A 14,674-nucleotide genomic window follows, 5' to 3' on the forward strand; every position below is an offset into this window, starting at 1 on the left:
AATCATTCCATACATATGTATGCAGGTTGTGGGCGAATGTTGAGTGAATAGGCGAAAAGGAAAAAATATTATTTGTATAAGCATATGCCGCGATGGCTTGAACTCATGCACGCCAATGTGTTACATGCTGCTCAACGATCTGTAAAAATTCACTAAGAGCCGGGGATTTCCACTTTTTCGTGTGATAGGCGACCTGAGTAGCCACCTGCTGTTCACTGTCATCCCAGGCTAAACGCGCCATTTTACCTTCTCGCAGCTCGTTTTGTACCGTTACCAGCGGAAGCAGCGCGATACCCAATCCAGCCATGACACACTGCTTGATGGCTTCAATACTCCAAAATTCCAGGCTAGGGTCTGAAAAAATACCGTGTTTATTCAAATACTGCTCAAAAAGGATACGGTACGTACATCCTGCCTCCGTATGCAAAATGGTTTCGTCTTTCAAGTCAGCAGGCTCTACCCGGGTATAGGTAACCAGCGAATGCTTAAGTGGAGCAACCAAGGCCATCGGCTCATGAATAAGCGTGGTGACATTCAGTTCTCTATCCTCCGTCTCAGGCTGAAGCAAAAAAGCCAAATCCAGCTCACCGGAGCGGATCAAATCGCGTAATTCCCAGCATTCGCCGGGTTTAAGGACAATTTTAACCTTCGGATACCGTTCTCTGTACTCACGGATCAGACTCGGCAGACGAAAAGCGGCCAGAGACTCTGGTGCTCCTATTTTCAGCGTGCCTGCCAATTCCGTTTCTGAACGAAGCGCATCCTTGGCCATAGCATGCATCTTGGAAATTTCCTGCGCATAGGGCAGCAAACGTCGTCCAGCATCCGTCAGCATGATTTTCTTGCCAATGCGATCAAAAAGCGGCGTACCCAACTCTGCCTCCAGCGTTTGAATTTGAGCAGTGATACTCGACTGTGCATAATCCAGTATACGCGCTGCTCGCGTAAAACTGCCTGCCTCAACTACATTTAAAAAGGTAAACAAATGCCGCGATTCCATAATCCGCTCCTTCAATCGGTTTTTCCGATGCAAGCAATCGTTATATTCCGTTTTTCCGATAGATTGATTATCTGATAAGCTGGAGAAAATAACAAGAGAAAGAAGGCTTTTCTGCATGACAAATGAAAGTAAACTTCAATCCACCATTGGTCTTCCACAGGCCATTGCTCTCTATATCGGAGCTGTACTGGGTTCGGGGATATTGATTGTGCCTGGTCTTGCCGCCCAAATGGCGGGGCCGGCATCGCTGCTGGCATGGGGTTTTATGACCCTGCTCATCCTGCCAATGGCACTTTCCATGGGTCTTCTATCCGCCAAATTTCCGAATGCGGGAGGGGTATCGCATTTTGTCACGTTGGCCTTTTCGCCACGTGCCGGTGCTTATATCGGATGGTTTTTTCTCATGTCGGTTCCGATTGGGGCACCTGTTGCCGCACTCACTGGAGCCGGCTATATGACCGCAGCCATGGGCTGGGGAGATGAAAGCCGCATGATGTTAGCCGCTGCTATGTTGGCGGTGGGCCTGATCATCAACTGGATCGGCATGAAGGTCGCGGGACGTATTCAGATCGCTGTCGTCATAGCTATCGTTGCCGTCCTCATATTCGCCATTGCCGCAGCACTTCCTCAGATGGAAACAGTCCATTTCACCCCGTTTGTTCCACATGGCTGGTTCCCTGTCGGTCAAGCGGCCGCGATTCTGTTCTGGTGCTTCATCGGTTGGGAGGCTGTGTCCCATATGTCAGAGGAATTCACCAATCCCCAGAGAGCAGCCGTTAAAGGCGTGACCATTGCAGCCGTCATTGTTGGTTTGCTTTATTTCTTAACTGCGCTGGCTACTGTGGGCACACAAAGTTACCTTGCAGGGGATTCGGATGCTTCGCTCGTATGGGTGATTAGTCGGGCTATCGGGCCATGGGGCGCGATAATTGCAGGCTTGACGGGTATCTTTATTTGTACCGCTACTATTATTGCTTATGTTGGTGCCGCTTCACGTGTCGCTTATGCTTTATCCCGGCAAGGACAGGCCTTTCGCTGGATGGGCATGTTATCCCAACGATTCCATACCCCTATCGGTGGCATTGCTTTTCTTAGCGTCTGCTTCGTGATCATTATGGTGTTGTACGGTAGTGGTACTGTTTCACTCACTAACCTGATCCAGTTCCCGAACGCCACCTTTATTCTGACCTATCTAGGCGGTTGTGCAGCAGGAATTAAGCTTCTGCGTGGTAGTCGCTGGGGCGTTTCCATTAGTTGGATATCGTTCATCTCTACGGCGATCGTTTTCCCCTTTGTTGGGTGGGCTATGCTGTACCCTTGCCTGATCACCGCTGTTTTATGGATCACAGACCGAATTCGGCACAAACGGACTTTGAGTCATCCGACTTCTACCATCACTGAACAAGAAAAGGCTACTGTCCGTCATGGATAGTAGCCGCTTAAGGCCTTTACTCTAATTTTTCACTGGAGTAGGGGCCTTGTCCTTTTTCGCAATTTTCAAATACTGATGAAGCTCATGTGTAAGCTGCAATAATGCCGAACGAATCTCAAATTCCTCCCGGGTTGCGGGAAGCTCCATAGCTTTAAATTCTTCACGAACCTGCTCCAGCAGCTTCTCAGTCTGTCCCGTATAATGTCCAGCCAAAACGTCATTGCTAAGCTGGTCGAACAGCTCGGCCAGCAGCTTGGCCTGCGGCATATGCTGATACATTTGTGCGATCAACTGCATCATGTTTTGGATCGAATCCAGCTGCTCTTTTCGCATATAAAAATACACATTCCAGCCCTCTTGGGGACGAAGCATCTGATTTTCCAAGGAACGCCCCGCCTCAGTGACCCCTTTGGCTATCACGCTGTTCGCTTCAATAACTTCCTTGCCATCCCATATGTATGCTGGACTACGCAGCGTATTGGCCATATTTCTGAATATAACAGAAAAAGTCCGATCCACCTCCTGCCGAATTTGTTGCATTGTATTATCAGAACCCGGCATATAGGCTAAGTTGACAATCATCGCGGAACCCAGCCCAATCACTAGCAGAGCTAGCTGGGTCAGCAGTACTTCCATATCAATCACGCCGCCGCTGAATACGCGAAAAACCACGACCGAGCCGGTGACGATCCCTTCTTTAAAGCCCACCCGTACAATGACTGGAAACGCCGTTAAAATATATAATGCTAGTACCCAATCATGAAATCCGAATACCACAAACAAAACACAAGCAAAAAGAAGCCCCACGACGGATGCAAAAAATCTCGCCGAAATGGTACGGAGACTTCTCTTGCGTGTGACATCCACCCCCAAAATCGCTAAAAGCCCTGCTGAGGTGGCTCCATGAATGCCAAAACCCTCCGCAATAAGTACGGCCATTAATGCGGCAATAGCCGTTTTAATCGTACGAAAGCCCATGAAAAAATTCTGTCCTCTCTAGATGAAATCTGTTTCCACATTTTCATAAATATTAAGTATTTCATTTTCATGGTACTTTATTTTCACGTTTTACACAAATGTTCAGAAATTTTATTATTACCGATGAGGACGACCGGAAAGCAGACGATGCTCCACATACACGACCGCCTGATACATCAGTGTAGCTACGACAGCAATGATCAACAAACTGGACATAACCAGCGTGAAATTGAACACCTGAAAACCATAGATAATCAAATAGCCTAAGCCGTTTTTGGCCACCAGAAATTCACCAACTATCACGCCAACCCATGCCATACCGACATTCACTTTCAGCGTAGAGACGATTGCAGGAAAGGATGCAGGTAAAATCACCTTTTTAAACGTATCCCGGCGTGATCCGCCAAACGTACGAACCACTTTGATCAGATTCGAATCAACTTCCTGAAAGCTGTTGTATACGACTAGTGTCGTAATAATGACCGTAATGGAGAGGGTTGTCATTAGGATAGCAGTAAATCCCGCCCCAAACATGACGATAAAAATTGGACCTAGCGCCACCTTAGGCATACTGTTGAACACGACCATATAGGGATCAAGCACCCTCGACAAAAACGGTGACCACCAAATAAGTACAGCCAGCAACGTACCTAACAGTGTACCGAGTAAAAACCCCGCCATCGTTTCTCCCACGGTGACACCTACATGTCCCCATAATTCACCACTGACCGCATCCTTACCGATCTGGGTGAAAATTTTGCTCGGATAGCTGAACAACAGTACATCAATCCACTTCAAACGGCCTGCAATTTCCCATAGCACAAACAAAAGCAGTAAAATAGCTGTCTGTACACCTGTCACTAACCATCGCTGCGAACGCCTGCTGCGTAAATACGCCTGATGTAGTCCTTGAATCCAACGTTGCTCAAGCTGATCCGCTTCGTCCTTCATACGTTAACTCACTCCTTTGCTCCCGAAGCCTCCAGTTCACCCCATATTTCATGAAAAAGCTCATTAAAACCCGGCTGCTCGCGTGCATAAAAAGGCTGAGCTTTTCGGATGCAATCCGGAATCTCGAAGGTACGTCGGACATGACCAGGATTTCGACCCATCACTATAATCCGGTCACTGACCGCAATGGCCTCGGCCAAATCATGTGTGACTAAAATAGCCGTCTTTCTCCGCTCGCGCAAGGTTTCCGCAATCAGATCTTCCAGCTGTAGCTTGGTTTGATAATCCAGCGCGGAGAAAGGCTCATCCAGCAGCAGCAGCCCCGGATTGGTCGCCAGCGTCCGTACCAGCGCCACGCGCTGACGCATTCCCCCAGACAGCTGGGACGGATGCAGATGCTCCTTCCCTCCTAGACCCATGCCTTCCAGCAACAGCCGTGTCCGCTCACGCGCAGCTTCATCCACTCTATTGCCTAGCTCCAAACCCAACAATGCGTTATCCATTATCGTCCGCCACGGGAACAGATAATCCTGCTGCAGCATGTAACCGACCTCTGGACTCGGACCACTTACCGGCTGACCTTGCAGCATGACTTGGCCTGCCGCTGGACGCAGTAGCCCCGCGATCATGGACAGGATCGTCGTTTTGCCGCAGCCGCTTGGACCAACCAAACTGACAAACTCCCCTGTCTCTACAGAAAAATCAATATTCTCAACCGCCAGCGAAGCTTCACGATCCGTTACATAGACATGCGTCACTTTCTCCATTCTCACCATCGGGATGGTCGCGTCCGAAGTGAGACCACTCCGTTCCTCCATCATGACGAACCTCCAGCATCGACACCTGCATCCGTAGATTCAGTTGTGTTCTTTTTCACAGGCGGTTCAGTATTCCCGGTAGAGTTTGATGAAATCGCTTGTTGTGCAAAGCTTGGGTTCACTAGCTTATCTAGTACAACCGGACTTTTAAGCTCCCCTGCCGAGGTCATGACATCCTGTAAGTTCTTCCATTCCTTTTCCTCAATCATCGGGTTCAAAGCATAGGTACTCTGTTCCTTATATCGTTTGATACTACTCGTCAAAACAGCTAAATCTGTATCTTTAAAATAGGGCGTGATTGCTTCAGCAATCTGTTCAGGTGAATGCGTAGCAATCCACTGTTGTGCCCGATATACAGCATTTGTAAATTTCTGTGCAGCCTCGCTATTTGTGTTCAGGTAGCTTTGCTTAGCCATATATACCGTATACGGCAACTCGCCGCTCTCCACACCGATAGAGGCAACTACCCGTCCACGGCCTTCCTTTTCAAAAATAGATGCCTGTGGCTCAAACAGCTGCACATAATCCCCTGTACCGGAGCCGAAAGCAGAGGCAACATTAGCAAAATCAATATTTTGAATCAGCTTCAGATCCTTATGAGGATCAATGCCGTGTTTGCGAAGCGTAAATTCAAGTGACATTTGCGGCATTCCGCCCTTGCGTTGCCCCAAAAAGTTTTGTCCTTTCAGCTTTTCCCATTCAAAGCTATCCTGCGTTTGACGGGCAAATAAAAAGGTACCATCCTTCTGTGTCAGTTGGGCAAAATTAATGATAGGGTCCTCTGCTCCTTGCTGATACACATAAATAGATGTTTCCGCGCCGATCAGCGCGATATCTGCCTGATTGGACAATAACGCCGTCATCGCCTTGTCACCCCCGGGAATCGTTGCGAGTTGGACATCCAGTCCCTCCTGAGCAAACATCCCCTGGCTCAAGGCTACATACTGCGGCGCATAAAAGACCGTACGGGCTACCTCGCCCAGTCTGATCTCAATCGTCTGCTCCCCTCCTTTAGGGGTGCACCCACTGAGCAACAGTAATCCGAGTAGTGCCGCAGCCACCACAGCTTTGAAACGAGCGCCGTTTTTCATCCTTGTTCCCTCCCCACCTTTTTACATCGGTTGACTTCATATATTGTTATGCGACTGTCGTTATAATGGTTAATCGCACAAAAAAAAACCGCGTTCGCCTAGGAACGCGGGGTAGATGCATATATGATTATTTTATAGTTTCTAAATTACAGCTTGTATATGGAGGTATATTTCTCTTCCAGATAGTCGGCGAGATAATCCGGGTTCAGCTCCTCACCTGTAATGGCTACAATCAATTCGGATGGCGTCCGACTCTTGCCGTAACGGTAAATACGTTCGGTCAGCCATTGCTTGATCGGCTCAAGTTCCCCAGCAGCAATTAATTCATCCAGATTGGGCAACTCTTTGCGTAATGTCGCCAAAATTTGCGCTGCATACATATTGCCAAGCGAGTAGGAAGCAAAATAACCAAAATCACCACCGGACCAGTGAACGTCTTGAAGTACGCCCAGTCCGTCATTCGGTGGTAGAAGCCCCAGGTAGTCCTTATATTTCGCATTCCACACCTCGGGGAGACGCTTCACATCCAGCTTTTCATTAAACAGCATTTTTTCAATTTCATAACGGATAATGATATGTAAATTATATGTTAGCTCATCCGCTTCAATACGAATCAGTGAATTTTCCACACGGTTGACTGCCCGGTAGAATTGCTCTGCCGTAACCTTCGCCAAACGATCAGGAAAATGCTGTTGCAAATCATCGTAATACCGATCCCAAAAAGCACGACTGCGTCCGATTTTATTTTCCCACAAGCGCGACTGGGATTCATGAATCCCCATAGAGGTTCCTCCAGACAGTAGTGATCCTGCCAGCTCTGGAGCAATATTTTGTTCGTACAGCGCATGGCCTCCTTCATGCAACGAACTGAAAATAGCGCTGGTTACATCATCTTGCAGATAATGAGTTGTTATACGCACATCACCTGGATTTAATCCTGTTGCGAAAGGATGTACACTCTCATCCAAACGACCTGCGTCAAAGTCATACCCCATCTGTCCTAAAATGAACAGGCTGAACTTCTCCTGCTGCTTCACATCAAACACACCATCTAAAAAGCTCTTATCCGGCTGGTTCGATGAAGCCTGAATTTTAGACAATAGGGGCACAAGGCGCTTTTTGAGACGATCAAACACAGCATCCAGCTTTTCAACCGTCATCCCCGGCTCATATTGATCCAAAAGCGTGTCATACTCTGTATCCTTAACACCCCAGTAGCCGATAAACTCACGCTTCATGTCGACGATTTTAGACAAGTACGGTTCAAATCCGGCAAAATCGCTATGTTCCTTTGCGTCCTCCCACTTGCTCTCTGCCTGTGCTGCAAGAATGCTATACTCCCGATATCGGTCTGCCGGAACCGAACGATTCAGTTCATAATTTTTACGGCATTCCTCCACCAATCTGCGGTCATTATCCTCCAGTTGCTTCAGCTTGTCTTCTGGGGCAAAAAATTGCAGCAATTGTCCCATTTCATCCGAGATCATCAGCTTGAACATTTCAGTGGACAGCATACCTAACGTCTCCGACCGAATGTCAACGCCCTTTCGCGGGGCACCAGTCCGTAAATCCCAGTGCAGCAGACCTACTGCTTCGCCATAACTACTAATTTTGTGTGCAAGCTCCTTTAAAGCCGTCAATTGATCCAACGTCTGTTGCGCCATATTTGAGGTCACCTCTTTAACTTAAAATGGTTAAAACTTTACAATACCTATACTTGATGATACTTATATTAAAAAGTATAATCAACACACAACATGTACGACCAGCTCCTAAGACCTGAAATAAACGTTGGGCTGTACATATCAAACTTTATAAGAATCTGGAGGGAACAATCGTGGATCACATCAAAGACATTTTAGAGTACAATCGTGTTTTCGTAGAAAACAAAGAATACGAGGCCTATAGAACGGGCAAGTTCCCCAATAAAAAAATGGTCATTATCACCTGTATGGATACACGGCTAACAGAGTTACTCCCTAAAGCCATGAACCTGCGTAATGGTGATGTGAAAATCATCAAAAATGCGGGTGCGATTATTTCACAGCCCTTTGGAAGCGTAATGCGCAGTGTACTAGTCGCCCTGTATGAGCTGGGAGCAGACGAAGTAGTGGTCGTGGGCCATTATGAATGCGGCATGGCTGCATTAAATGCAGACCACATGGTCAATGAAATGCTCGATCGCGGAATTTCTCAGGAAGTGCTGAATACATTAGAAAATTCAGGAATTAAGCTAAATAAATGGTTGAAAGGTTTTGACAACATTGAAGAAGGGGTAAAAACTACCGTGAAGCTTATTAAAAATCACCCGCTTCTCCCCCCTAATGCCCCCGTTCACGGCATGGTTATTCATCCAGATACAGGAGCGTTAACGCTTGTCGTTGACGGGAATGAACAGTAAATAGGATACGCTTCGGCAGAAAGTTACCAGGTAGTTTAAGCTCGTACATACGAGCTTAAACTACCCTTTTTTATGAAAAAAAAGCGCATATACGTGGAAAATGACAGGAGCCAATTTTGGCTAACCTGTGAACGACCTGTCTGAAAGTTGTCAAACCATACAGTTTCAGTGTACACTTTTCATGAAGCTGCAGAATACCTGCCGCAGTGCTGTTACAACCGTTACTATGATGGATGAAGGAGATAAGATCTATGAATTTACTATCGTATGGTCTGTTGGGGCTTCTCGCAAGAGAGGAATCCTCCGGCTATGATCTGATGTTGCGTATCCAGCCTTTTTGGCAGGCCAAGCACAGTCAGATCTATCCGCTACTGGCCCGTATGGAGGGCAAGGAACTACTAGCCTCCCGTTGGATTCAGCAGTCCGACAAGCCTGATAAGAAAATGTATACCATTACCGACAAGGGAATCCATATGCTTCAGCAATGGTCCCAGGAAGCGTTAGCTGCTCCGGTTACACGGGATGAATTAAGTCTTCGACTGTTCTGTCTTTGGTTGACAGACAAAAGTAGTGCCAATCGTATGCTGGAGGAACGCAAACGTCATTTTATTCAGAAAATCCAGCATCTAGAGGATATTCTGAACAACATTCCCGCAGAGAATTTACATTTTGGCAGTAAAAACTTTGGTGACTATATTTTAGTACAAAAAGGGCTTTTGAATGCTAAAGCAGGTCTGGAATGGTGCCAGATGGTTTTGCGCATGCTGCTTGCCGGTGATGTCAGTGTGGACACTAATCCGTTTGCACTTAAGCCGCAAAGCTGAATGCTTTTGCTAATCCATGCATAGGATTTATGGGACGTTATTATTTAATTTTTAAAAATTAAAATTCTTTGAAACCCTTTTCCATGCCATTCGTATTACTGGTAAGCGGTTGTTTGACCTATAAAAAAATTTACTAAGGGGGATATATTTACATGAAAAAAACATTCACTTTGAAAAATATGATGATGCTGATGATGGCTTTTACCCTACTCATTGCTATGATCGCACCATCTACAGCTGATGCAAGGCGAGGCGGCGGGTTTAAATCCGGGCCTAAATCATACCAATCTACACCAAGCAAGGCGAATGACAGCAATGGCATCAATAAGTCAGATAGCGGAACCAAGTCAGGGGCAACTGCCGGTAATACAAGCAGAACTGGTGGATTCCTTGGCGGTGGCGGCGGATTCCTGAAAGGTATGATGCTGGGCGGTTTGGCAGGTATGCTCTTCGGTGGATTGTTCGGTAACATGGGCGCATTAGGCAGCTTGCTTGGCCTTGCCGTTAACGTTCTCGCCATTTATGTCCTGATCATGGCCGGAGTAGGTATCTACCGTGCTATTAAAAATCGTCGCAGACCAGATGATTCCCGCGGAGGACGTTACTAAGCTATGATTTTGAGTATGGATGAGATTGTCAACGCTATTTGCTTGCATATGGCTGAACGCAAAGGTGTCCAGCCCACTGATGTGACAGTAGAATTAAGCTGGGAAGAGGATACAGGTTATTCAGCAGAAGTCCATGTACAGGGCCGCAGTCAATATCTGGTGGAAGCCAATATGATTGAAGCAATTCTGAGATACCTGCATTCCGAGTACAATATCCGTGCCTATCGCGAGCAGGTCAGACTGGATCTGGACGAAGAAATTACAGCCATTGTCCAGAACTAACTCTGCATTTCGCATAGATTAGTCGTGCTAAGCACGCTATACAACATCAGAACCGACCTTTGCTTGATGCAAGGGTCGGTTCTTTTTTTGACACCGTTTTTTGTTATAGCTTCTTCGAAATGTGGAAATATAGTGTGAAGTACGTAGCTCCAGTAAAGGCCCAGCCACATCCTTATTTATTGATCAGGCACTTAATGCGGTTGACACTTTAATTTAATTATTATATATTTCATTCAACGGACGGTTAATGAATATGAAAGAAGATGATGTATGTAGTGCATACTCCAAAAAACTCTCGACAGATCCAAGCTGCAGAAACACGTCGAAAAATTCTGCAACAAGCTAAAATACTGTTTTTTAGGGAAGGCTATCATAAAACTACAGTAAGAAGCATTCATAGAGCATTAAATATGGCAGATGGCATTTTGTATCATTATTTTCCTGGTGGGAAAAGAGAATTGCTGACTGTTCTTATTCAAGAAGGATTCGAAGAACAACTAGGAAAACTTAATTCATCTAATTCAGATTTAGAATCCCTTCCATTAAAGGAAGCATTGAAAAAGATATATGAATTGGGAAATGAATTGTTTACGGGGGACATAGAACTCATGCGTATTTTGTTCAGAGAAAGTGATGTGATGGAGCTTTCTGAAACCATTCACCTTTCAAATTTACTTCATGAGCGGCTCCAATGGTTCGCAGGTTTTTTGCAGAGAAGATATGAAAAAGGCGAAGTACGTAAAATGAACTTTGAAATCGCAGCTAGACAGTTCATGTCTATGAGTATACAGGATATTGTAAGCAAATTGATCAATATTGAATTATTAAGCGACCTTTCCAGAGATATTACCAGGGAACAAATTATTGATCATATGCTCAATTTATGGAACCCCTTGACATCATAATCGTGTCAAGGGGTTTAATAGGAAATTAAATTCAACAACCGGTTAATGAAATTTAAATTGCTGACGAAAGCTGAGGTTATTATAATGTCTGAAACGATTAAAATTCATGTACTGCACTGCGGCCAAGTTCAAACCGACATGGCTCTGCCATTTAACCAAAACACACTCAACCCTATTGCTTTTACAGGGATTTTCAGGTCAAAAAAATATCAGAATAAGCTGCCTGTTTCCGCTTATTTAATCGAACATCCTAAGGGCCTCGTATTAATTGATACCGGTTGGCACACCGATGTACGTAAAGATCAGCGCAAATACATGGGTAGAATTCATTACCAAATTAATAAAGCTATTCTTCCAGAAGGTCAGGCAATTGATGAACAACTTCAGAATTTGGGTGTGAAAATAAAGAATTTAGATTATGTCATTTTAAGCCATCTCGATATTGATCATGCGAGCGGTATTAAACTGGTAAGCAAAGCTAAGAATATTTTGACTAGTGACATTGAATGGGAAGCCGCGCCCAAAAGCAAACATCGCTACTTACAACATATGTGGGAAGGAGTCCCGATCAGGACCTTCTCTTTTAAACCATCAGAATATGGTCCACAACATCAGTCATTTGACTTATTTGGTGATGAATCTTTAATTTTTGTGCACACTCCTGGTCATTCCCATGGTTTGTCAGCTACTATTGTAAAAAATAACGGGAAATTTGTTCTCTTAACTAGCGATACAGGATATGCAAAAAAGTCTTGGGAGGAAATGATTCTTCAGGGTGTACTTGTTAATAAACAACAGGCCATTGAATCGTTGAAGTGGGTCAAACATATGAGTAATGAACCTAACTGTATAGAAGTGATCGCTAATCATGACCCAGACATTAAGCCGCATACGATTGTGTTATGATGAGTCATATCTTTGGGGGGCGTTAAGCAAAAGCCCATCCCGATGCCAATTGGAAATAAATCAACTTCCAAGCAATCGGTGATGGGCTCATTTGCATTAGTCAAATCGGTATACCACACTACAGTATTTTAGCTACCATTAGAAGTTTGAATTCATCTACCTTTGCGGCACCCTTTCGAGCAAGCCGCGACCGTACATTTCCCGAAACGGCTGCTCCTCCATATGGATATAGCCGATATAGCAGCCGCACTCTTTCATCCGACACGGGCGCTTGCCGCTCAGACCTTCCAAGCCATCCCTGTACAGATGCCCAATTACACGTCGATCCTGATAGCAATGCTTTACACGTCCATCGCCTTGAACATAAAATACATCCTCTCCGGCACGACATGCTCGCCCCTGACTGCTGTAATCCTGCAAATTCCATTGGAAATAGGGGTCGATTACAGCCAATTCGTCCATCTCGGCATCCGTATAATAATGGGGGCGATCCTTGTAGGCGTTGATCCACAAATAAACATCCTTTGGAAGTTGCGATCGTAAGGAACGAATAGCCGGAAATGCCTGTCTTAACCCGACGGTACCGACACTATAGGAAATACCAAGTTCATATAGCTTTATAGCCTGCGATATAAAAACTTGCTCTTTCGTCTCTCCAGGGTGATATGTAGCCCACAGCGCAGCAGTCTCCGGGTTCAGTTCTTGCGTCCAATCCAGCTTAGTCGATAGATTCGTCTGTACCGCCACTTTTTCCACATGCGCCATGTGGGAAAACTCAATCATGGTCTTGCGATACCAGGAATGAATTAAGGCTTCTCCATACGGATTAAAAAAAATAGAGAGACGATGCCCCAAAGCGCCCTGTTCCCGTACCCAATCAGCAAAACGTTCCAACTGGGCCCGATCCTTGTTCAACGTTTCCCGACTATCAACGTTTTTACTGAACGGGCAGTAAGGACAAGCATAGTTGCAAGAGGTCAACGAACCACGATAATATAAGGTCGCTCTCATGCGCCTACATATCCTTCCATGCGCTCACGCACTGACGTGGAGATCATCCAGTCCCCAATCGCATCGGAATAGGCCATTCCTTCTTCTGTAAGTCGCAGCGTACCCTCCTCGACGACAGCCATACCAGATTCCAGCAGCAACGACATTCCTGTAAAATCGTCCGACAGGGATACACCGAAGCGCTCTGCATAGGCCGATAGCTCCAAACCTTCCCGATGAAGAAGCGCCTTTAAGATAAAGCGTCGTTTACTCTCATCCACATTTAAAATAAAGCCGTAGTCAGCCAGATCATGACGTTCCGCAGCAACATAATCTGCGATAATACTACGCGTAGCTGCTGCACTAACACCATAACGGCTAGCATAGTGGACATTGCGTGTATAGGAGCGTGCACCACACCCCAGACCGGCCATACCTTCCTCCTGACAACTGTAGGGCAAAAGCTCTTTGCTGGATATACCATCATTTTTAGCAAAACGGCGCATGGAATATTGTACATATCCTGCCTGTTTGAGCCGTTCACGCGCCACTTCATACAAAGTAAGGCGAATATCATGATCCAGCCCGGTGTAGCCTGGCTTTAAAATCGTATTTTCTCGAATATATAACGGGTAAAGAAAAATCTCTCCTGGCGAGTAAGACAGTGCTTCCTCTAAAGAATACAGCCAGGTTCCCACCGTTTGACCAGGCAGGCCATAGATCAGATCCACGTTCAGCAAAGGAAAGTTGTATTCCACCAGCCGCTCAAGTGCTTCTCTAACAAGTTTTGGCTTCTGAGGTCGGTATATGGCGGCACTTTCTGATTCCACAAAGCTCTGAATTCCCATGCTGACACGATCTGTCCCGCGGCGCTTGAGCACCTCCAACCTATCCTCAGTCACAGTATCAGGAGAGGTTTCCACCGAAATAGAAGCTCGTTTAGGGTCCAGTCCCATTATATTTTCCGCAATGTCAAACAAACGCTCCACCAAAGGAGCCTCCAGTAAGGTCGGTGTACCGCCGCCGATCGCAAAACGCGAAAAAGGCCGACGGCCCATAATTGGTGCCCATTGCTTGGCTTGTCTTTCTAGCGCATCCACATACTCCTTATGTACATCCAGACGCTTGTCCGGCAAAGTGAAGAGATTACAAAATCCACAGCGAGCCGCGCAAAATGGAATATGCATATACAAAAAATAGCTTTCTAACTCCTCCTTCTCCCACAACTCCTGCAACGAGAGCGGTGTATCAAACGGACGATAGGCCGTTTTATGTGGGTAAGAGTACAGATAGGAGCGATAGGGAGCTTCACGGATCGTGCGTGCCCATTCAACAGGAGTTTCAGGCCACTGAAACCTAGACGGTGTTAAGTTTGTATATATCTCCTGGGCTGCCGCACCCGTTGGATGCGAGTGATTCAGATTCACGGCTTTCATTTCTGCTCCTCCCTCGCGCTGGATTGATTTCTTGATATTTTACCAGTGCAAT

The 14,674-nt window shown here is 46.0% G+C and carries 15 protein-coding genes; 7 read left to right on the forward strand and 8 right to left on the reverse strand.

The window, feature by feature from the left end; genetic code table 11:
- Positions 1-103: 103 nt before the first annotated feature.
- Positions 104-1,000 carry a LysR family transcriptional regulator gene (locus tag NSS66_RS07825; protein WP_069080296.1) on the reverse strand — a complete coding sequence of 299 codons (897 nt, stop codon included), beginning with the start codon at positions 998-1,000 and terminating at the stop codon, positions 104-106.
- 115 nt (positions 1,001-1,115) lie between these two features.
- Between NSS66_RS07825 and NSS66_RS07830 the strand changes: the two genes are divergently transcribed.
- On the forward strand, positions 1,116-2,432 hold the full coding sequence (locus NSS66_RS07830) for an amino acid permease (protein WP_069080287.1): 1,317 nt from the start codon (positions 1,116-1,118) through the stop codon (positions 2,430-2,432).
- Between the two features lie 21 nt (positions 2,433-2,453).
- On the opposite strand, the gene NSS66_RS07835 is transcribed toward NSS66_RS07830, so the two are convergent.
- The 5 genes from NSS66_RS07835 to NSS66_RS07855 form a co-directional block, all read right to left on the reverse strand.
- Positions 2,454-3,410, reverse strand: coding sequence for an aromatic acid exporter family protein (locus NSS66_RS07835; RefSeq protein ID WP_023989050.1), 957 nt, complete (start codon positions 3,408-3,410; stop codon positions 2,454-2,456).
- A 117-nt stretch (positions 3,411-3,527) separates the two neighbouring features.
- Positions 3,528-4,361 (reverse strand): ABC transporter permease, encoded by an 834-nt coding sequence (locus NSS66_RS07840; protein WP_023989051.1) that lies wholly within the window; start codon positions 4,359-4,361, stop codon positions 3,528-3,530.
- Positions 4,362-4,369: 8 nt separating this feature from the next.
- Positions 4,370-5,182, reverse strand: a complete 813-nt coding sequence (locus tag NSS66_RS07845; RefSeq protein WP_023989052.1) for an ABC transporter ATP-binding protein — start codon at positions 5,180-5,182, stop codon at positions 4,370-4,372.
- A complete protein-coding gene (locus NSS66_RS07850; RefSeq protein WP_053325624.1) occupies positions 5,179-6,270 on the reverse strand; it encodes an ABC transporter substrate-binding protein in 1,092 nt (363 codons plus the stop codon). Before NSS66_RS07850 ends, NSS66_RS07845 begins: the two co-directional genes overlap by 4 nt.
- 146 nt (positions 6,271-6,416) lie before the next feature.
- Positions 6,417-7,934 carry a carboxypeptidase M32 gene (locus NSS66_RS07855; RefSeq protein WP_068942662.1) on the reverse strand — a complete coding sequence of 506 codons (1,518 nt, stop codon included), beginning with the start codon at positions 7,932-7,934 and terminating at the stop codon, positions 6,417-6,419.
- Positions 7,935-8,107: 173 nt separating this feature from the next.
- Here NSS66_RS07855 and NSS66_RS07860 point away from each other — a divergent pair, with 173 nt between their 5' ends.
- From NSS66_RS07860 to NSS66_RS07885, 6 genes are all read left to right on the forward strand, one after another.
- Positions 8,108-8,671 carry a beta-class carbonic anhydrase gene (locus NSS66_RS07860; protein WP_023989055.1) on the forward strand — a complete coding sequence of 188 codons (564 nt, stop codon included), beginning with the start codon at positions 8,108-8,110 and terminating at the stop codon, positions 8,669-8,671.
- A gap of 251 nt (positions 8,672-8,922) precedes the next feature.
- Entirely contained in the window at positions 8,923-9,495 is a 573-nt protein-coding gene (locus tag NSS66_RS07865; protein WP_076159229.1) for a PadR family transcriptional regulator, read from the forward strand.
- A gap of 152 nt (positions 9,496-9,647) precedes the next feature.
- The gene (locus tag NSS66_RS07870; protein WP_076159232.1) at positions 9,648-10,103 is read left to right on the forward strand and encodes a hypothetical protein; all 456 of its coding nucleotides are present in this window, start codon (positions 9,648-9,650) and stop codon (positions 10,101-10,103) included.
- Between the two features lie 3 nt (positions 10,104-10,106).
- Entirely contained in the window at positions 10,107-10,385 is a 279-nt protein-coding gene (locus NSS66_RS07875; RefSeq protein ID WP_044647775.1) for a YxcD family protein, read from the forward strand.
- Positions 10,386-10,660: 275 nt separating this feature from the next.
- A complete protein-coding gene (locus NSS66_RS07880) occupies positions 10,661-11,290 on the forward strand; it encodes a TetR/AcrR family transcriptional regulator (protein ID WP_340958727.1) in 630 nt (209 codons plus the stop codon).
- 84 nt (positions 11,291-11,374) lie between these two features.
- Positions 11,375-12,196 carry an N-acyl homoserine lactonase family protein gene (locus NSS66_RS07885; protein ID WP_044647803.1) on the forward strand — a complete coding sequence of 274 codons (822 nt, stop codon included), beginning with the start codon at positions 11,375-11,377 and terminating at the stop codon, positions 12,194-12,196.
- 156 nt (positions 12,197-12,352) lie between these two features.
- Here the strand turns inward: NSS66_RS07885 and NSS66_RS07890 are convergent, their stop codons facing one another.
- Both NSS66_RS07890 and NSS66_RS07895 read right to left on the reverse strand, forming a co-directional pair.
- Positions 12,353-13,207, reverse strand: coding sequence for an STM4011 family radical SAM protein (locus NSS66_RS07890; protein ID WP_340858442.1), 855 nt, complete (start codon positions 13,205-13,207; stop codon positions 12,353-12,355).
- The gene (locus tag NSS66_RS07895) at positions 13,204-14,622 is read right to left on the reverse strand and encodes an STM4012 family radical SAM protein (RefSeq protein ID WP_340958728.1); all 1,419 of its coding nucleotides are present in this window, start codon (positions 14,620-14,622) and stop codon (positions 13,204-13,206) included. The genes NSS66_RS07890 and NSS66_RS07895 overlap by 4 nt, the downstream gene beginning before the upstream one ends.
- Between the last annotated feature and the right edge of the window lie 52 nt (positions 14,623-14,674).

This window comes from Paenibacillus sp. FSL R10-2748 (assembly GCF_038005565.1).
GTDB lineage: Bacteria > Bacillota > Bacilli > Paenibacillales > Paenibacillaceae > Paenibacillus > Paenibacillus polymyxa_B.